At 49.0% G+C, this 19066-nt stretch carries 16 protein-coding genes and 1 pseudogene; 6 read left to right on the top strand and 11 right to left on the bottom strand.

Annotated features, from left to right (window positions below):
• Window positions 1-693 precede the first annotated feature (693 nt).
• From ABD76_RS26085 to ABD76_RS29980, 3 genes are all read left to right on the top strand, one after another.
• Window positions 694-1776, top strand: a complete 1083-nt coding sequence (locus tag ABD76_RS26085) for a polysaccharide pyruvyl transferase family protein (RefSeq protein WP_197259869.1) — start codon at window positions 694-696, stop codon at window positions 1774-1776.
• Complete coding sequence (locus ABD76_RS29985) at window positions 1773-2075, top strand: hypothetical protein (protein WP_242069819.1); 303 nt, start codon at window positions 1773-1775, stop codon at window positions 2073-2075. The genes ABD76_RS26085 and ABD76_RS29985 overlap by 4 nt, the downstream gene beginning before the upstream one ends.
• A 74-nt stretch (window positions 2076-2149) precedes the next feature.
• The gene (locus tag ABD76_RS29980) at window positions 2150-2665 is read left to right on the top strand and encodes a CgeB family protein (protein ID WP_242069818.1); all 516 of its coding nucleotides are present in this window, start codon (window positions 2150-2152) and stop codon (window positions 2663-2665) included.
• Window positions 2666-2755: 90 nt separating this feature from the next.
• Here ABD76_RS29980 and ABD76_RS26075 read toward each other — a convergent pair whose 3' ends face one another.
• The gene (locus ABD76_RS26075) at window positions 2756-3550 is read right to left on the bottom strand and encodes a 4'-phosphopantetheinyl transferase family protein (RefSeq protein ID WP_197259868.1); all 795 of its coding nucleotides are present in this window, start codon (window positions 3548-3550) and stop codon (window positions 2756-2758) included.
• Complete coding sequence (locus ABD76_RS26070; protein ID WP_338125201.1) at window positions 3513-4151, bottom strand: MarR family winged helix-turn-helix transcriptional regulator; 639 nt, start codon at window positions 4149-4151, stop codon at window positions 3513-3515. The genes ABD76_RS26075 and ABD76_RS26070 overlap by 38 nt, the downstream gene beginning before the upstream one ends.
• Window positions 4152-4474: 323 nt before the next feature.
• Between ABD76_RS26070 and ABD76_RS26065 the strand changes: the two genes are divergently transcribed.
• Window positions 4475-5356: an aminoglycoside 6-adenylyltransferase gene (locus ABD76_RS26065; protein ID WP_197259867.1), complete on the top strand. Its 882-nt coding sequence runs from the start codon at window positions 4475-4477 to the stop codon at window positions 5354-5356.
• 75 nt (window positions 5357-5431) lie between these two features.
• On the opposite strand, the gene ABD76_RS26060 is transcribed toward ABD76_RS26065, so the two are convergent.
• From ABD76_RS26060 to ahpC, 8 genes are all read right to left on the bottom strand, one after another.
• Window positions 5432-6574: an ROK family transcriptional regulator gene (locus ABD76_RS26060; protein ID WP_197259866.1), complete on the bottom strand. Its 1143-nt coding sequence runs from the start codon at window positions 6572-6574 to the stop codon at window positions 5432-5434.
• A 69-nt stretch (window positions 6575-6643) separates the two neighbouring features.
• Window positions 6644-8230, bottom strand: coding sequence for an extracellular solute-binding protein (locus ABD76_RS26055; RefSeq protein ID WP_197259865.1), 1587 nt, complete (start codon window positions 8228-8230; stop codon window positions 6644-6646).
• Window positions 8231-8281: 51 nt separating this feature from the next.
• A complete protein-coding gene (locus ABD76_RS26050) occupies window positions 8282-9169 on the bottom strand; it encodes a carbohydrate ABC transporter permease (protein WP_197259864.1) in 888 nt (295 codons plus the stop codon).
• 14 nt (window positions 9170-9183) lie between these two features.
• The gene (locus tag ABD76_RS26045) at window positions 9184-10149 is read right to left on the bottom strand and encodes an ABC transporter permease (RefSeq protein WP_197259863.1); all 966 of its coding nucleotides are present in this window, start codon (window positions 10147-10149) and stop codon (window positions 9184-9186) included.
• 539 nt (window positions 10150-10688) lie between these two features.
• Window positions 10689-12125: a DUF6179 domain-containing protein gene (locus ABD76_RS26040; protein WP_197259862.1), complete on the bottom strand. Its 1437-nt coding sequence runs from the start codon at window positions 12123-12125 to the stop codon at window positions 10689-10691.
• On the bottom strand, window positions 12107-12541 hold the full coding sequence (locus tag ABD76_RS26035) for a DUF6323 family protein (RefSeq protein WP_242069817.1): 435 nt from the start codon (window positions 12539-12541) through the stop codon (window positions 12107-12109). The genes ABD76_RS26040 and ABD76_RS26035 overlap by 19 nt, the downstream gene beginning before the upstream one ends.
• 305 nt (window positions 12542-12846) lie before the next feature.
• Complete coding sequence (gene ahpF, locus ABD76_RS26030) at window positions 12847-14376, bottom strand: alkyl hydroperoxide reductase subunit F (protein ID WP_197259860.1); 1530 nt, start codon at window positions 14374-14376, stop codon at window positions 12847-12849.
• Window positions 14377-14386: 10 nt separating this feature from the next.
• Window positions 14387-14950, bottom strand: a complete 564-nt coding sequence (gene ahpC, locus ABD76_RS26025) for an alkyl hydroperoxide reductase subunit C (RefSeq protein WP_168179376.1) — start codon at window positions 14948-14950, stop codon at window positions 14387-14389.
• 403 nt (window positions 14951-15353) lie between these two features.
• Between ahpC and ABD76_RS26020 the strand changes: the two genes are divergently transcribed.
• Together ABD76_RS26020 and ABD76_RS26015 are read left to right on the top strand one after the other, a co-directional pair.
• Window positions 15354-16064 (top strand): LytR/AlgR family response regulator transcription factor, encoded by a 711-nt coding sequence (locus ABD76_RS26020; protein WP_197259859.1) that lies wholly within the window; start codon window positions 15354-15356, stop codon window positions 16062-16064.
• 57 nt (window positions 16065-16121) lie between these two features.
• A complete protein-coding gene (locus ABD76_RS26015; RefSeq protein ID WP_197259858.1) occupies window positions 16122-17363 on the top strand; it encodes a sensor histidine kinase in 1242 nt (413 codons plus the stop codon).
• A gap of 220 nt (window positions 17364-17583) precedes the next feature.
• Here ABD76_RS26015 and ABD76_RS26010 read toward each other — a convergent pair.
• Window positions 17584-18818 (bottom strand): annotated as a pseudogene (locus ABD76_RS26010) (IS110 family RNA-guided transposase).
• Between the last annotated feature and the right edge of the window lie 248 nt (window positions 18819-19066).

The following is a 19066-nucleotide window of genomic DNA, read 5'->3' as shown; positions in this document are numbered from 1 at the left end:
GTTTCTACATCTGAAAATCTCTTAAAGGCGGAAGGGGTTATGAAACTAATATTCAACACTGTACCCACCCAGTAGAGCGAAGAGCCCTTTTTTTTCGCTTAGCGGAGTATTGCCTTCCAGCTTTTTGACACTGTCGGCCTTCCCGATTTCTGCATTTCGTGGCTCAATCACTTTCAGGCCTACATCCTATCTGTCTACGCTTAAACGAACCTGTTACCATGTTCGCTCCAAGACTCGTTATTGGTGGCGTGGTTAGTGCCTTTCCAAGCAGGGTTCACACCTGCTACCTCACTCGACCTATGCTTGGTCGCTCCAAAAGTGCAGCAATTATCACACAACCACGGCGCACAATGAGAATCCTGCAAAAGCGCATCATTTTCTCCTATTAATGTTCTTATTTGGTTTATTCGCCCTGAATTGATGTATTTTTGCAGGAATTCTAACGAAATACCCTATTTGGGCGGATAAATAATGTAAATTTGCAGGATTCACTCCTCAGCACAAGAACAAGAAGCTTGCGCGCATCGCGGCATAGTAGTTTGGACAAGTCCGGTGAGCCAAGCGCATCCCTAGGCCGACAGACCGACCGTTACCGGTATGAGGTCAACCGCTGTCCGTTTCAAATCGGATGTGACAATCATATCAACGTATAGTAGAGCGGGCAGTGTTTGCACGCATAAAGGTAGTGGTGAAATGACAAAAATTTTATATTTGGGGGAGATTGGTTATCAAAACGCTGGCGACCAAGTCATGTGGGATGTGTTCCGGCGGCACTTCAACAAGTATCTCGACGCGAGCCGCTTCCATGTCGCCGGATCATTAGCCAATGAAGCCGACCCATTGGCATTCGATACCGTTGTGCTAGGGGGCGGTTCTTTAATCTCTCCCCTCTATCTTTCGAAGCTCGAAGTAGCGTTTAAGGGCAGCAAACCATACTATATTTGGGGTTCCGGCGTGGATAAGCTTGTACCTAAACATATTCTGGACGCCATGCTGAACGGCGCCTCGCCGCCTGCCGAGCTTCACGTTCCCGGCATCCAAAGCGATTTATTCCAGAACGCCCGTTTTGCGGCAGTTCGAGGTCCTCTCAGCCAGGCATTTCTCCAAATGGCGGGAGTCCCTGCGGAGAACATCGCGGTGAGCGGCGACCCTGCACTGATCCTCACGCCAGGAGAAGCAAAGCCCGTCCCGCACGAGCCGTCCCTGCCGGGCGACAGGCCTTATATTGGCATCAACTGGGGCACAGCGAGGAATGAAATCTTCGGCAATGACGAGGCTTCCGTAGAGGACAAGTTGGTCACGGCCGCCAAGGAATGGATCCGGCAAGGCTATTCTATTCTTCTTTTCGCCATGTGGCCTAACGATATCCCGGCCATCCGAAAGCTGATGAAAAAAATAGGATTTGAGAATCGCGTGCATTTATATGAAACCGTAAATCCATACGAATTAATGAGCATTATAGGCCAATGTAAATTTACGGTCGACTTCAAATTACACGCCGCTGTGCTGTCGGCCGTCATGCGTGTCCCTTTTATCGCGCTGGGATACCGGTTCAAGGTGTATGATTTCGCCGCTTCCATCGATGCGATCCGTTACGTGGTTTCGACCGATAGCTCGACCCTCGGCCATGAGCTGATGCATTTATCAAGCCTCATCGAAGGGAACTATCGCAAGACGGTCGCCGCACTCGATAAACAAGTCGTCCAATATCAAAAAGTGAATATGTTGGCGGAGCCATTCTTCCATAGGCTTATAAAGGAGGTTGGAACAAAATGAGTATGCAGCCGCAGCGTATTTTGATGTGTTACGGAAAAACTCCATATACACCGGGTAGCTATTTGGAAAGAGCCTTTGGCCGTATCGGTGTCGATGTCGATGTTATCACGGATGCCGCCGACTTCTCCGCTCTGGATACCAAAAAGTATGCAGCGGTTCTGTTCGTCGAGAGTCCTACCCGCCCCCGGATTGCCGTTAAACACCGGGAGCGGGTCCAAGCGCCCGTTCTGTTCTGGATTCATCACGGAGAAAATCGTCTCGCGGGCAATCTGGAGATGTGCGACATGTATCGTTGCTGATGTCGCATTCCTTGCACCTTGCATCCCGCTTCCAGGTACCCATCCGTTTCTTTCCCTTCGGGGTAGATCCCCATTTGTTTCATTCGGACATCCCTTATGCGAAGCGCGCCATCGACGTTTCTTTCGTGGGTACGCGCGGACATGAACTTTATCAAAACCGGAATGAAAGTCTTCGTTTCATTGAAGCGAAACTGCAGGGGAAGGCAAAACTGTCGCTCCGGAAAAATATCTTCCTGGAAGATCTGAGCAAACATTATGGAAATTCGAAAATCGTCTTTAACCAAACCGCCGATACCATTAAATCCTTTAACATGAGGCTCTTCGAAGGAATGGGGTGCGGCGCCTTAATCCTGACGGATAACACTCCCGAACAATCGGCATTGTTCGAGAACGGAGTCCATTATGTTCTATACGATTCGAAGAAAGATATGATTGAGAAGCTGCAGTATTATTTAAGCCATCCTGACGAAGCCGCCAAGATCGCGGCCGAGGGGCAACGGCATGTTGTCCGCAATCATACGTATGAACATCGGGCCCGCCAAGTGCTGGATTTTATCAAAGCTTTGCGGGGCTGGACGAGCCAGAATTAGAACAACGCTTGCGGCGCCATTCTTGCTGAAGGCGAATAAGCCTGCAGACGGCAAAAGATGCCGCTGCAGGCCTTTTAAATAGAGTGTCACTTACCGAAAGAAATCGGTGTCTTCGCTTAGCTCGGACAAGAACGCGTGATACTCACATCTGATAATATCAGCGGGAAATGCCGGTTCCATCGCGCAAATAGACAGACAATATTGATCAGCCACAGGATATTGCGTGAAAAAATAGCGGGACACTTCATCAGCCGGAGAACGGAGACAGCACGCTCCCTGTTCCGACTTGTGGACGGAAAAGGAATCGAGCGGGATGGACAGGCCCTGTCCGCGCAGCTTGACATAGCTTTCCTTCAACGTCCACAAATCATAGAACAGTTTCAGTCTGCCTTCCGGCGGCGCCTTCTCAAGCTGCTCATATTCTTCTGCCGAAAAAAAGCGCCTCGCGACGCTCAGATCGATCGGCTTAATCTGTTCCACATCAATCCCCACCTCTGTGTCATGAACGGCGCAGGCGATCCACTCGCCGGAGTGGGAAATATTAAAAAACAAACAATGCTCCGAAGCGAGCTCCGGCTTGCCGTAGCTGTTGTAATGGAACCGGATTTGGGAATTGCCAAGCCCCGTCCTTTCCCCGATGATTTTGCGGACGAGCACCTCCGCCAGCAAGCTCCGGTAGGAATCGGCTTTGTGATGGAAGCGGTTGATTTTGTCCTGCCGGTCCGGGGGGAGCAGCCGAAGCAGATGCTGCAATGTCGCTTGCTCAATGAAATCGGGAACTCTCATCGCGAATATGCCGATAGTCCGGCACTCGCTTCCCTTGGAATATGGCAATAAGCCTTCCGCCCTATCGATGCCTGCCAATGTCAGCCGCCCCTCTCTCATCCTGTTCAACTCCTGCGCGTGCCGCAATTTCGTTCAGCTTGCCGCCAATCGGCTGAGCACCCGCGGCTCGTTGTCTCGAAAATTGCTCCAACGCCCTCTTGGTCATTTCCTCTTCATCCCGTCCCATATCGAGGGACACATTTTCCTCAAAACCATCTTGATCCTCGCCATCAAAACGGTACAGCTTTTTTAACAAGGCCCATAATTGCTCCATTTCTTCCAAGGTAAAAGGTTGGGACAGATTGGAAAAGAAGCTTACTGAGCCTTCGCCGGACTTCAGCATAATCTCTTTTCCGGCGCCGGTAATCGAGATATTCACCGCCCGTCTGTCCAATTGGCTCGGCTTCGCGACAATATAGCCTTTCTGCTCAAGGGAGGATATCATTTGCCTTGCGCTCTGCTTGGTCGTGCCAAGCTTCTTGGCGATATTGATAATCGTCGCCTCCCCCTCCGGCAGATGGAGAATCGCAAGCATGACCATAAACTGTCTTGATGTGATGCCGCGCAAATATGCGTCTCCTTTGGTTTGCAGTTTGTTCGCCAGCGCGAAGAGCGTTCCGTAAATTTGCTGAATTAGAAACAGTTCCTTCTCATTCTCCAAATGGAATCGCCACCTCATTACACATTTCTACTAGGATAAAACATTCATTCACATTATACCAGTTGCTGGTATCGATGTGGTTGGAATAAATCACGTTAACAAGAAATGGTACGGAATTCGATCGGCAGCTTATCTTCTCACTTGATGGGGACTGGACATTTTTCTATAATATTTTCAAATCAGGATAGGGGGAAATTCAATGGCAAAACGTTTAGACAAGTTGTAACGCAGCCATAGAATCTATTCTCGTTGCCGGGGACCTCCAGTATCCCTGAAAAAGAAAGGGATGCGTCCGAACATTACGATGAGGAGGTTGCCGCACAATGAGAACCGAGCAAGAGATGATGGATATCATTTTGTCCACGGCGAAAATGGATGAGCGTATCCGCGCAGTGATTATGAACGGCTCGCGTGTCAATCCCACAGTGAAGAAAGATTGCTTTCAAGATTACGATATTGTCTATGTCGTCCATGACATCGAGTCTTTCACCTCGAATCATCATTGGGTCGATCGATTCGGCGACAGAATCATGATGCAAATGCCCGAGGCTATGGAGCTTCCTCCCGCTGAGGAAAACGGGAATTTTCCCTATCTTATGCTGTTCACGGACGGCAATCGGTTGGACCTTACTTTAGTCCCGGCGGAAAAAGCAAATGAACTCGTTGGTTCGGACAGTTTGAGCATGCTGCTTCTTGATAAGGACCGGCGCTTTGAGCCCTTCCCGCCTCCCGGCATGGATGATTATCTGATCGAGCCTCCTACTGCCAAGCAATTTGCCGATTGCTGCAATGAATTTTGGTGGTGCAGCACCAATGTGGCCAAGGGGCTGTGGAGACAAGAACTCCTATACGCCAAAGCGATGCTGGAGGAATACACAAGAAGCATGCTGAACCACATGCTCGAATGGTATATTGGCATCAACACCGGCTTCGCGGTCAGCGCCGGCAAATGCGGCAAGCACTTCGAAATTTACTTGGGAGAGCAAGTATGGACCGCTCTTAAAAAGACCTATGCCGATGCCGAATATGAAAACATATGGAAATCGCTGTTTGTCATGTGCAAGCTGTTCGAGGACATCGCCGTTCAGGTTGCGGACCGTTTCGGTTACAGCTATCCTGCGGACGAAAGCGAGAAAGTCACTGCCTATCTCCGGCATGTTCGATTGCTGCCTGATGATGCAGCAGAGATATACAAAGACATCTAAGAAGCATAAAGAATAGAGGCTTCCCGGCGGGAAGCCTCTTCGCGTTGGAAATGAACTTGTTCGCGCCCGCAACGGTTACGTTACCGACACTTTACCTTTAAACAACTGGTGCAGCACCATAGTGGTGACACCGATGACATAATTCCGTTGGCCCAGATTTGCCGGAGCGACCCAACCGGGGTCATATACGCCGTCCACCGTAAAACTGCCGAGATGCGCATGTATCCTCTGCATGCATTGGGGCGACTCCATGAACCAGCCGTCCAAAATGGTCTTTTCCGGACCGAACAAATTCATCATCACCGCCAAAGCTCTGCTCAAGAACAACAAGCTCCGGTTCATTAACGGCTCGACCCATTCCTCTCCGCGTTCATAGGCTTGGACTACGTCCTCGATCGTGCGAGGCGCAGGGAGGCCGCGCTTGGCCGCCCTCTTTTGCGCCTGCTCCAGCAGATAGGCGCTGCTGAACCACCTGTCCTGGAGCAAGGATACCTCACCCGCTCTTCCTTTGTAACCGGAATACACCTGGCCATTCACGATCATTCTCGCCCCGACCCCTTCATAGACCCACACATACAGGACGTGCTTCACGCCGGGACTCGTCTCCAGGTAATATTCCGCGAACGCCGCGGCATTCGTGTCATTCATGACGTACACAGGCAGATCATAATAGCGGGCTCGGAGAAGCTTCACAATCTCGAAGTCCTTCAACCGTAAAAAGCGCGCATAGGTTATCGTGCCGCTGCTCTCATCCACAATGCCCGGTGAAGCGATGCCGATGCCTTTAATCCGGGAAAAGTCGCTGATGCCTGCCTTCCGGACAATCTCGCTGATGCAATGCAAAATCGTCTGGAGAACCTCATCATTGCCTTTGACGGCAGGGACGGCAAGTTCAGCCACAATCTCGCTGTGGAAATTGGACAGCGTGCAATAAAACCGTTGATTGCCCAGGCCGACCGAAATGACAAAGCCTTTATCTTTGCTGATCTCCAGCCGGATGGCCTTGCGCCCTGCGCCAGCCGATGCCTGGGCGCCCGATTCGACAATATAGCCTTCGTCGATCAGTTCATCGACCAGGGAGGACACCGTCGTGGCGCTCAATTTGGTCACCTTCGCCATATCGGCGCGGGACATCGCTTTTTCCCGGTGAAGCAAGCTTAATATGGTCGCCCGGTTGATTTCTTTCATGAGATAGACGTTACCTCTTACATGCTTCATCTTTGTGCCTTCCTTCTAGGTAATGTGCTCGCAATAAAAGAAACCCCCCAGTTCCCATCGTGCGTCTCGTTACTTCATCAGTTCTTTATTCGCCTCATACGCTTTGTTCTGGATCGCCTCCAGCTCGTCAAAGCGCATCGACTTTACTTTCTCCACAAATTCATCGAACTTGGACAGCGGCTCCTGTCCGATAATAAACTTGCTGATCATCTCGTTGACATACGTATCGATCTGCGTCTTAATCTCGGTGCTGGTCTCGAAGTCGTCCTCGCTATACTTCAAGGCAGGGGCCGGATCGCGGAAATAATTGTGCTCGACATAATAGAACAACTGCTTGGCCGCGTCCTCGCTGACCGCCGAAGCGATCTCATAACGCGGGTCCTGACGGAAGCCAACCCAAGGCTGGGCGCCGATCCGGTGCAGCGCCTTGGCCGCGCCGTCCGGATTCTTCAAAATCTTGTCGGTATATTTGAGCGTTCCATCCGCTTCCTTCGTATAAGAGTCGCCCTCAATGCCGAAGTTGAACAGCAGCTGGCCTTCATCGCTGTAAGCATACTCGAATATTTCTATTGTTTTATCGACATGCTTGTTCTGGCTGCTGATGCCCCAGGCGACCGGCACGACGATTTGCTGCTGTCTGCTGGTCAGCGGTTTGTCGCCCTTGTTCATGACGGGCGGAGGCGTAACCTGGAAGTTGAAGCCCTTGATGTTTTCCACTTCCGGTCTGGCATTAAAGCCGGCCACATATCCGATCCAGTGATTGGTGGCGCCGACCTTATCATTGAACACCATCGAAGTATAATCCTTATCCTGCCGGGACAGCAGCTCTTTGTCCAACAGTCCTTCACTATACCATTTATTCATCGTCGTCAAAAATTCCTTGGCGCGGGGATCGATTGGCGTATAAATCATCTTGCCATTCTCCTCCATCCAGCGGCCATCCTCGTTCAAGTCAATGCCCCAGGCGTCGGCGAAGTTCAAATAAAAATTGCCGGCCGTAGCAAACGGCACTTCATCATTCGGATCTCCGTTGCCGTTGGCGTCTTGCTCTTTGAACGCTTTTAACGTATTATACCAGTCGTCAATCGTTTCCGGAACCGGCAAGTTCAGACGATCGAGCCAATCCTGCCGAATGAGCGGGCCTTCCGACGTCCGAACCGCGGACAGCATCGGAACGGAATAGATATTGCCATCCGCATTGACGATTTGGGACTTGGCAATTTTATCATCGACCAAATATTTTTGCAGATTCGGTTTATCCTTGATCAGATCATTAAGCGGGATGAACACGCCCTGCGGGCCGTACTTATTGAAGCTGTTAGGCGCATCCGCGATAATATCCGGATATTCATTGGAAGATATCATAAGCGGAAACTTGTCGCGCATCGTCTTGGCGTCGCCGGTAATAAACTCAAATTCAACGTTGAACTTCTTCCCGATTTCCTTCCAGACCAACGTCTCATTGGAGTACATTTCATCCGTTGCCCGGCTGGCAATGAACATCGACAGCTTCACCGGCTTGCCGTCAGAACCGCCGCTCTGATTGTCCGACGGCGCTTCCCCTTCGGACCCTCCCCCGCAGGCCGATGTCAGAAGAGCCAGGATCATCGCCATGATCAATAAAGATACCCTTTTCTTTCTCCATTGTCTGTGCATGTTTACGACCTCCACTTTACATGATTCATGCTCTCTGTTTCAGGATTCGGTCTAGCTTTTCACAGCGCCGATCATCACCCCTTTCACGAAATACTTTTGCAGAAACGGATAAGCCATAATAATCGGCAGAGCCGTCACCACGATAGCCGCATATTGAATCGTAATCGGCAGCACGCCGGAGCTATGTACGAGCGCCGCCTCCATTTCCTTATCGAACGTGCTGTCCCTAATAATCCGGACCAACAGGACCTGGACCGGCATCAGCGATTCTTTGCTCAACAGGATCAGCTCCCAGAAGAAGGAGTTCCATTTCCCGACCGCATAATACAAGCCAATGGCCGCCAGCACCGGCTTCGACAGAGGCAGGGCGATTTGCAGAAAAATCCGGATATCGCTGGCCCCGTCAATCTTTGCCGATTCCTCAATCTCCTTCGGCAGACTCTCGAAGTAGGTCCGCACGATGATGATATAGAACGTAGACAGCGCGGCATACAGCAAAATCCCGGTGCGCGTATTGAGCAAGTGCAGATCCCTCATTACCATATAGAACGGAATCATTCCGCCGCCGAACCATAACGGAACCGCCAGGAACATGGCCGCAAAATTGCGCATTTTCCAGTTTTTCCGGGACAGCGGATAGGCGGCCATCGTCGTCAACAGCAGGCTCAGAAATGTGCCCGCCACCGTGTAGAAAATCGTGTTGGCATAGGCCACGATCATTCCCTTGTAGCTCAACACCGCCTCGTAAGCGGACCAATTCAGTCCTCTGGGCCAGAGAAGCACTTCATTGCGCATCACGCTGTCGGTATCGCTGATAGATACGGACAAGATGTAAATAAACGGGTAGAGCATCACGATACAAGTGACGATAATAAACAGATAGATGAAAGCAAAATAAAGGGCATCACTGGCGTCCACTCTTTTTTTGGTCTTAAGCATGTTCTCCCCCCCATTTACCAAAGCGAAGTCTGGTTGGCCTTTTTGCTCAAGTAATTGGCCACATAGACCAGGATGAAGCCGATGACGGCCTGGAACAGGCCCACGGCGGTGGCATAGCTGTAGTTGTTGTCAATGAGGCCTTTACGGTACACGTAAGTATTCAGCACGTCCGCGGTCTCATAAATGGTCGGATTGTACAAAAGAAGGATTTTGCCAAAATCTGCCGTCAAAATGCTTCCCAGATTCAACAGCAGCATAATGATAATCGTCGGGACCAGGCTTGGAAAGGTAATGTACCGGAGCTGGCTCCATCTTCCCGCCCCATCGATCTTGGCTGCTTCGTACAGCTCGGGGCTGATGCCCGAGAGGGCGGCGATATAAATAATCGCGGAAAATCCGGCTCCCTGCCAAATCCCCAGCAGCACGTAAATCGTTCTGAAATAGGCCGGGTCCTGGAAGAAGAAGATGCTCTCCATCCCGAGCTTGTTGAGCATAACGTTGACAACGCCGGTGCTTGGCGACAGGAAGGTGAGAGCCATCCCGCACACGACGACCGTAGAAATGAAATAAGGCAAATAACTGATCGTCTGCGTAATTTTTTTGACCATCAGATTGCGGATTTCGTTAAAGCAAAGGGCCAAAATAATCGGTACCGGAAAACCGAAAATCAAGCTGTAAATATTGAGCAGCAGCGTATTTTTGATCAGCCGGTAAAAGTGAGGATCCTCCAGAAATTGTTTGAAATACTTTAAACCTACCCATTCGCTTCCGCTAATCCCCTTCACCACGTTGTACTTCTGAAATGCCATTAACAAGCCATGCATCGGCCAATAGGCAAAGATGAAGTACCATAGAAACACAGGCAGGAACATAAGGTAGAGCCATTTGTTATGCGCGAGTTCTTTGGCCCATAACTGAAACCGGGACTTCTTGTTCTCCTTCTTGTCCATCTGACGTAAAGTCGATTCTGAGCTAGTCATGTTCATACTCCCTTCTAACGAGCCTTCTCATTCGCGTATCCCGAAGTGGCTCGCATAATTTGCAATCGTTTTCATGTTAGCGATTACATTTCAGGCATGGGAAGGAGAATCTCCTCTTTTCCCGCCCTTTTCCTTTGTTTGTATCCCATTATATAACCGGAACAATTAATTTGTACAGTGTCTTTATTAATTAATTTGAATGGGCGGCTGTCCCATACGCCGTTTTCTGCGGCAGTGTGACAGCCCCCTGCTTCTTACAGTGCAGTTTACGGGAAACGCTTCAAAAAAGCTGCAAAACTACAGTGTTCCCTTATGCGGATTGCTCCGTCATAGCAATTCCTGCAAAACTGCAGGAATCCAAGCCATGCCAGCGGATGTTAAGCAAAAATCGGCGAAAATGATGCACTTTTGCAGGAATCTTATCAGGTTGCGCCTGAAAGACCGAAAATTCCTGCATCCATGCAGGATTTGCTGACTTCCCCACTTCCGCCAGTCGACCCGCCGTTTTTTCCATTGACCGAAAGGAATGGCTCTGCTGATCAATGGAATTTTATTGGTTCATAGTCCATCTCATTCATATACGTCTCAACGGCTTGCAGGCGCTTCCGGCTCATTCCCCGCAGACATTGAACCAATTGGAGCTGCCACTCCATCGGGTACTCTTTTTCTAATAACAGAAAAGACGGCAAATCCGGAGGCATGCTCCGTACCTCTTCATAGAACACGATTGTCGCCAGAATTGCCAGTTCCATATCGCCAAACGCCTGGAAGAGGGCAACATATTCATCTCCGTACAAGCAGTCGGATTCAAGCATATCGATGTAGTCATGGAAGGAATGGAAGCTGGACAAGATCAGCTTCACTTTCTCCTCCTTCCGCTCGCATGCCATAATCTCATGCAGCCGTCTTCTTAATTGGACGTCGCTTATTCTATCCTCTTCGTTGAAGGAAATGACCATGGACTTCGCTTCCGCTTCCCTTTCGGCAATAATGACCGTCCGCAAGCTGCTATGCTTGGCGGCGTTCGCCACTCGCTGAACGAGATCTTCCTTGCATCCGTCCATATACTCCATCAATTGCGAATGAAGCGCCATTTCTTGCTGAAGTCTTTCCATCGCATCGGAGATGACGGAGCGAATGCGCCCTTCCTCCAGGCTCATGAATTGCTGTTCCAGCCGTGCAAATTGATTTTCGGAAATCCTGATACTATAGGCATCTCCCCCGGATAATATCGAGAATATCGCATTGTTCAGCATGAGCTCATACATATTGAACAGCTCGATCCGGTAATTCAACCTGCATTCCCTGCCGTAATGGACCAGCAAATCCAACAGCTGCCGCGGTTCGAACATCGCGCAGAACTCGGTCTCCAGCTTCATCCGTTCCAGATACTGCTTGATATAGAAAACGCCCTGAAGGCGCATGTCATCGACAGCCAGCGGGTAATCGATACTGGCCATCGTATTGTGGGCATCAAAGATGATGCCGTATTTTCGGAGAAAGACAGGCAGGGACTCGTCGATGGTCAGGTTATAGGCATCGACCGGAACCTCCAGCTTATTGGCACTGACTTCCTTATATAGCTGCTTCGTCTCTGCAAAGCATTGACCGACTCTGTCCACGCCTCTGTCATAGATTTTGCGAACATCAATCGTTTTCAGATACGTGAGCGCCTTCTCTGGCTCCTCGAAGCTGATCAGATATGCATCTGCCGCATACATGATGGAGGCCAGTATGCTCTCTGCGGTTTCCGCGGCGACCGAGCTGCTTTCACCCCGGGTATATTTCTGAATCAGCTCCTGCAAAATCTGCATGAACCCATGCTGAATGCGCATGATTTCCTGGCTCGTCAACATCCCCGTCCGCAAGCCTTCGTTCATCAAGGAGATCGTATATTGATTTCGCTGCAGCCGGGATTTGCGAATGCCCCGCTGAGCGCTCAACTCACGCCTGTCATTTATATGGTCTGATCCCAATCGTCATCCTCTCCTCCATGCAAAAACTCGCGCTTCTGCAATTGTCTGCGGAACTCTTCGGCATACTCTTCGAGTCTGCTCTTCAGCAAGTCCAAGGAGCCTTCGCAATCCTCTTCGAACACTTTATTCATTCTGTGGAGGAGCTTCCTATCGCTGATTCTGTCTTCGGTTTCATTTTTCAGATAATAAAAAATCTCATGCAGCTCATTCAAGGTATCTGCATAGCTCTCCTGCTGGATGAACGAGGATTCCGAGAATAGCCCGATAAGCTCCTTGGTCACTTCGATGCTCAATTCCACCCGCCCGTAGCCGTACAGGATCTGGCTTCTCGCCGCCATCATCACTTCAATGTCCTGCGGGGTCAGAACCAAGCCGTAGTCCTTCGTCTTCTCGTTCAATTCCAGCAATTCAGTCATACCCTCTTCCTGCATAGACATGTTCAAGGAGTTGAAAATGCGAGACAAATTCATGTGGCTATCCTCGTACATCGCTCTCCCCCTGCCATCAATTTTTTGAGAAAAAGAAAAAACACTTGACTTCACGACGAATGCGTGGTATAATATACGATTAATAAATCATTTAAATATTTTACTTGCACTTTCCACCCATGTCAATTGAATTGGTGGTTTTTTGTGTTCATCCGGATTCTTTTTATTGCAAAAGAAAGAGCCCCCACTTATTGAATAGTGAGGGCTCTTCGTTCGCTTGTGAACAATATCGTTTAATTGCGGATGAGATAATCGAACGCACCCAAAGCTGCCGTAGCGCCGGATCCCATCGAAATAATAATTTGCTTATACGGACTATTGGTGCAATCGCCGGCCGCAAACACGCCAGGGACGTTGGTAGCGCCATGGCTGTCTACCACGATCTCGCCGGTACGCGTGCGTTCCACCGTGTCCGCTAACCAATCCGTATTCGGAACAAGGCCGATTTGTACAAACACGCCTTGCAGTTCAATATGCTTTGTTACTCCTGTATCACGCTCGACATAGGAAATGCCGTTCACCTTGTCGGTTCCGGTAATTTCTTGCGTCTGCACGTTCTTCAGCACCGTAACATTCGGCAGGCTGTACAGGCGGTCTTGCAGCACGGCATCCGCTTTGAGCTCTGGCGCGAACTCGAGAACCGTTACATGTCGAACGATGCCTGCGAGATCAATCGCCGCCTCGATACCGGAGTTACCGCCGCCAATCACGGCAACGTCTTTGCCTGTGAAGAGAGGCCCGTCGCAATGCGGACAGTAAGCGACCCCTTTGTTCTTGAACTCCGCTTCCCCAGGCACGCCGATATTCCGCCAACGAGCGCCTGTCGATACGATGACCGCCTTGCTCTTCAGCACGGCGCCGTTTTCGAGCTCAAGCTCGATAAGCTCCTTTTTCTCCAACCGCTTGGCACGCTGCAGCTTCATGATATCGATGTTGTACTCTTTCACTTGCTGCTCAATATTCGCGACGAGCTGAGGACCTTCCGTATATTTCACACTGATAAAGTTCTCAATGCCCAACGTATCGTTGACCTGACCGCCGAAGCGTTCAGCCACGAGACCTGTGCGAATCCCTTTGCGGGCCGCGTAAATGGCCGCGCTTGCGCCTGCCGGGCCGCCCCCGACCACAAGCACGTCATAAGGCTCCTTATTCTCGAACTCGGATGCATCCGGAGCGCTGCCCAGCTTGGCAAGAATTTCTTCCACGGTCATACGCCCGCTTTCGAAAAATTCGCCATTGAGGTAAACGCTTGGCACCGACATAATGTCCTTGCTTTCCACCTCTTCTTTGAATACGGCGCCGTCAATCATCGTATGCGTAATGCCGGGATTGAGCACGCTCATCAAGTTCAAGGCTTGCACCACATCAGGACAATTATGGCAGCTCAGGCTGACATAAGTTTCGAACTTATATTCGCCGCGAATGCTTTTGATCTGGTCAATGACACTTTGCTCCGCCTTTGGAGGTCTGCCGCTCACCTGCAGCAGAGCCAATACGAGGGAAGTAAACTCGTGTCCCAAAGGAGTTCCCGCAAAGGCGATGCCCGTATCCTCGCCCGGACGATTGACGCTAAAGCTCGGTGTTCGGGACAATTGCGTCCGCTCCACCGTGATCTTGGAGGACATGCCGGCAAGTTCATTGACCAGGGCCAGCATGTCTTCCGATGCAGCGTCATCGCCTGCGCTGACTTTGAGCACGACATCGCCTTCCAGGAGCTGGAGATACTGTGCTAGCTGATTTTTGATGTCTTGGTCTAGTGTCATTTGTCACACCTTAAATCTTGCCTACGAGATCGAGGCTTGGCTTCAGCGTTTTACCGCCTTCCTGCCATTTCGCCGGGCATACTTCACCTGGATGCTGGCGAACATATTGCGCCGCCTTGATCTTGTTCACAAGAGAGCCTGCATCGCGGCCGATGCCTCCGGCATTGATCTCGGCTGCTTGGATAACCCCGTCCGGATCGATGATGAACGTACCGCGGTCCGCCAGACCTTCAGCTTCAATCAAGACATCGAAGTTGCGGGAGATCACATGGGATGGGTCGCCAATCATAATGTACTCAACCTTGCCGATGGCAGGAGAGCTTTCATGCCATGCTTTATGTGTAAAATGCGTGTCCGTCGAAACGGAGTATACTTCAACGCCAAGTTGCTTAAAGGTTTCGTAGTGGTTCTGGAGATCTTCAAGCTCCGTAGGGCATACGAACGTAAAGTCCGCCGGGTAGAAGCACACAATGCTCCATTTCCCTTTGAAATTTTCTTCGGTCACCTCGATAAATTTACCGTTGTGAAATGCGGATGCTTTGAATGGAAGTACTTCTGTTCCAATAAGTGACATGGTCATATCTCCTTTACCTGTGTTTTGTTAATATAGAGCATATTCAGAACATGCATGCAGCATATTCCAAACACACTTTGTAATTATTATTATTAACTAATTAATTAAATTCGTCAAGCTATTTTATAATAATTATAAACAGACTTCTGATGTTATTTCACACAATATTCATTATGCTGCTAACTGACGTAGAGTATTCGTAGCTTGTTCATTACGGTCTATGTAATATTATCGTTGACATGTTCAAGATGAAGGATGATTCATTTTCATCATCAATGCATATTACCCAATAAGTCCATCCATTAAACCCTTTACTTCTTCATTCTAAAAACGGACACAAAATTGTAGGCTTCATAAAAATATTATAGAATCAAGCTATCTGGTTCTTAACGGAGTGGCTGTAATGAATGTAGCGATATGTGATGATGATATAAACGTTGCGAATTTGATTGAGGATATACTTTCAAACATGTGCGTTATGGAATTTTCCAGCGATGTGTTCTTAAGTGGCGGTGACTTGCTAAGGTGTTTGCAATCCGGGGCACATTATAATATCTATCTGCTAGACATTGAAATGCCTGGCCAAAATGGTATTGAAATTGCTTCGGTTATCCGGGAGCAGGATCGAGATGCGATCATTATCTTTATCACAGACCATAAAGAGTATGTATATGAAGTTTTTGAAGTTTTGCCGTTTCGCTTTTTAAGAAAGCCTGTAACCGCGCAAAAGTTGTCCCGCATCTTGCTGGACGCCGCGGAACATATCCAGGTGTCGAAGCGGCTATTCTTTTTTCAGATCGGACATGACAAATACCAGCTTCGCTGCAGTGACATTCTTTATTTTGAGGGGGCAGGAAGAAAAGTAGTTATCCATGCCAATCAGGATACCTGTGAGTTTTACGGAAAAATCGCGGACATCCTGCCTCAATTGGATACAAATTTGTTTTGCCGGATTCACGCCTCAATCCTGGTGAATATGGAGTACATCCGCTCCATTAAAAAAATGGCTATTCTTTTGCAAAACGAAACGCAATTGCCGATCAGCAAGCGATATCTGAACGTGGTGAAACAGGCCCATCTGTCCTTCATAGAACGGAGATGCGGCAATCCATGACTTATTTTCAGACAACGACCGATACGATTTTTTTTTGGGCTTGAGGTCATTCTTAGCATGATCGAAATTCTCTTTATCCTGCGCCTCTTTAACAAAGTGTTTGGAGAGGCTCGAATCAGTCGCATCAAGCTGTATGCAGCAGCCGCTGTTGCGATGCTGGCTATAACCTGCGGTTTGCGAGCGGTTCTGAATCCCGTCCGCCCTGCGGCGATTCCACCCGTCACCGTACTATGCAGTATCTTCTTTTTACTATGCTATCCGCCGAATCGTCAAAAAAAGGTGTTATATATCGGTATACTTTTAACGGTATCCCATTTCTGGATTCTATTATACGATCTGATCGTTACACCAATAGAAGATAAGAACATGTGGCTAACACTTATTCTATGTCACTTGGGGTTTTATCTTTTATTGGAGCTTATCCGAAAAACAGACAAAGGGAAACAGTGGTCTATCCCTTTTCATCTTTGGCTTTTACTTATGGCCATTACCGTAGCAAGTGCAGCCGGGCTAAGCGTTATGGAATATTATATTTCCAACAGGGACGATCCCTACTTGCTGACCGTGGAAATTCCATTTAGTCTCATATTCTTGTTAATTAACCTTTCGCTGTTTGTGGTTTTTGACAAATTTTCTACCCTAATGCATACGGAGCGGGAAAACACCATGCTGGAACAGCAGGTGCAATTACAGCATAGGCATTACAAGGAACTGGAGGCCGCCCATCAGCAGGTCCGGGCACTGCATCATGATATGGGGAATTATATCAGAACAGCCGAGCAGTTGGCGGCAAAGCAGGACAGCAACAACGAACTCATTGGTTTTTTAAACGCTGCATCCGGCCAGCTCAAAGAAATTGAAACCGTGATTTCAACCGGGAACCAATACTTGGATTCCATATTGAACATCAAAATCGCCGAAATGCTGCGCGAGGGCGTAACCGTCGAGACGGATATTCATGTGCCATCAGAATTAAAGCTGTCATTTGAACAAGCTGTCATTATCGTAGGGAATCTGATGGATAACGCCTGGGAGGCGTGCAGGAAATTGAGGGATGGGGAAAGGTGGGTGCGGTTACGTCTGTCCTACATCAACCACACGCTATTCATTCGCATAGAGAATTCAGCGACTCCCATTCAGATGTGGAATAACGGATTGCCTGTCTCTACGAAAAACGAACCGCGTTTTCATGGATTAGGATTAAAGAACGTTAAAAAAGCGGTGGATGAACTTGGCACCATGGATATAGAAAGCACGGCCCATTCTTTTCTTGTCCGGATAGCTATGTATGACATGTAACCCAATTTTGACAAAAACCCCGTCGATTTTTTACAAGTGCATAATCTGAATGGGATCGAGTGCTACAATCCGAATGGTTGCAGCACTTTTTTGTACGAAAATGTCTCTATGCACGAAGTAGCAAGATATGGGTCTTTGCACCGGAGTAGAAGGTTTCTGTAAAATGGCACAAAAAGCCCCCCTACAAGTCGATTTTACCAACTAATGGGAAATATAGGGGTTATCCGGTGTCTCCTAGCTCTTGAATGTCCACTTTGTAGCCTAACTGTTGAATTTTTCGTATCCAGAAGTCGACGTCTTTCTCTTTTTTCGGTAAATAATCCGGCCCCAGTTCCTCATAGGGGACACCGGTGAGCAGCATAATAAAGATGATTCGTAGTAACAGGTGAGCCAGCGCCATGTTTGCTTTTTTCGGCCCTCGTCGTTTGACCAGCCGGTAATAAAAAGCGGACAATCTCGTGTTTTTTGTTTTGGTAGCGGCCCAGGCTGCCTGACAAAGCACGGACTTTAGACCTTTATTCCCTTTACGGGTTCTCGTGCTCTTTTTTTTCCTGCGCTTTCGTTATTGCCTGGACTCAATCCTCCCCAAGAGGCGAGGTGCCCTTCCGAAGGAAAGACCGACATGTCGGGTCCAATTTCCGCAAGGATGCTCGCCGCGGCATCCTTATCAATCCCCGGTATGGTATCGAGCAGTTCGATTTCCTTCTGGTAAGGGTTCAGCAGTTCTTCGATCTCAGCTTCCAAAGCTGCAATTTCTTTTTCCAAATACTCTAGATGGTCGTAATGCCTGCGGATCATCTTGCGATGGTGGGCCCGCACTCGTCCGTTCAAGGCGTCAACCAACTGCGGTACTTTTTTCTTGACTTGGGTTTTGACCATAGTTTTCACGTCTTCCGGTGACAGAACAACGCCGTTCATAACTGATTCCAGTAAAGCGCGACCTGAAACACCAAATACATCGCTGATATAGGTGGTCAACTTGATGTTCCCGTCTTGAAGAATTTTGTGGATACGGTTCTTTTCCGCTGTCGCGTCGTTGACTAGCTTCCGGCGATACCGGGTGAGATCACGCAAATCCCTGATATCTTCTGGTGGCACGAAGCTGGCTTCTATCAACCCGCAACGTAGCAATTGTGCGATCCAGACGGCGTCTTTCATGTCTGTTTTTTTGCCCGGCACATTCTTGATCCGCTGCGGATTGGCCAAGATAAGTTCGAACGAGTCTTCCAGCAGGTTCCATACGGGCTTCCAATAAACGCCGGTACTCTCCATCGCGACATGCGTACATTTCTGTTCCAACAGCCAATCATGGAGTTTTAGCAATTCCTTGGTCGTTGTTCCAAACGTTTTGATTTCTTGCTGTGGTTTCTTGTTGAGTGGCCCTGCCAGTACACAGGCGACGACCGTTTCCTGATGCACATCCAACCCTGCGCACCGTTCCAAAATCGCATCCATTCCAGCTTCACTTCCTTGCTTTTGGATTCAGCAGAACATGCAGCAACGAGAAGTGTACTTTTGTACACGTGCTCAGGGCAACAATCGGCGGTGCTCAAAGCTGCAATAGGCCCGTTTTCTGTACGGGATGTGACTCACCAAAAAAAATTCGACCTTTGATCTGCCTATCTTTATTTGCTCAGAAGAACTTCAAAATTACAAGTCCCCATTTTCATCCATCGTGGTGGCCGTCAGGCCGTGGGGGTTTT

Origin of the sequence: Paenibacillus dendritiformis, from assembly GCF_015845845.1 — a bacterium.
GTDB lineage: Bacteria > Bacillota > Bacilli > Paenibacillales > Paenibacillaceae > Paenibacillus_B > Paenibacillus_B dendritiformis_C.
Note: the sequence above shows the minus strand (reverse complement) of the source record. Positions and strands in the feature narration are given on the sequence as shown.

What these genes read in the sequence shown, in the direction of transcription:
- ABD76_RS26035 (WP_242069817.1), bottom strand. Translation starts at nt 12,541, where the DNA reads ATGACTGAATTGCTGGAATTGAACGAGAAGACGAAGGACTACGGCTTG.
- ABD76_RS26015 (WP_197259858.1), top strand. Translation starts at nt 16,122, where the DNA reads ATGATCGAAATTCTCTTTATCCTGCGCCTCTTTAACAAAGTGTTTGGA.
- ABD76_RS26085 (WP_197259869.1), top strand. Translation starts at nt 694, where the DNA reads ATGACAAAAATTTTATATTTGGGGGAGATTGGTTATCAAAACGCTGGC.
- ABD76_RS26020 (WP_197259859.1), top strand. Translation starts at nt 15,354, where the DNA reads ATGAATGTAGCGATATGTGATGATGATATAAACGTTGCGAATTTGATT.
- ahpC (WP_168179376.1), bottom strand. Translation starts at nt 14,950, where the DNA reads ATGTCACTTATTGGAACAGAAGTACTTCCATTCAAAGCATCCGCATTT.
- ABD76_RS26050 (WP_197259864.1), bottom strand. Translation starts at nt 9,169, where the DNA reads ATGCTTAAGACCAAAAAAAGAGTGGACGCCAGTGATGCCCTTTATTTT.
- ABD76_RS26060 (WP_197259866.1), bottom strand. Translation starts at nt 6,574, where the DNA reads ATGAAGCATGTAAGAGGTAACGTCTATCTCATGAAAGAAATCAACCGG.
- ABD76_RS26075 (WP_197259868.1), bottom strand. Translation starts at nt 3,550, where the DNA reads ATGAGAGAGGGGCGGCTGACATTGGCAGGCATCGATAGGGCGGAAGGC.
- ahpF (WP_197259860.1), bottom strand. Translation starts at nt 14,376, where the DNA reads ATGACACTAGACCAAGACATCAAAAATCAGCTAGCACAGTATCTCCAG.
- ABD76_RS29985 (WP_242069819.1), top strand. Translation starts at nt 1,773, where the DNA reads ATGAGTATGCAGCCGCAGCGTATTTTGATGTGTTACGGAAAAACTCCA.
- ABD76_RS26045 (WP_197259863.1), bottom strand. Translation starts at nt 10,149, where the DNA reads ATGACTAGCTCAGAATCGACTTTACGTCAGATGGACAAGAAGGAGAAC.
- ABD76_RS26055 (WP_197259865.1), bottom strand. Translation starts at nt 8,230, where the DNA reads ATGCACAGACAATGGAGAAAGAAAAGGGTATCTTTATTGATCATGGCG.
- ABD76_RS26065 (WP_197259867.1), top strand. Translation starts at nt 4,475, where the DNA reads ATGAGAACCGAGCAAGAGATGATGGATATCATTTTGTCCACGGCGAAA.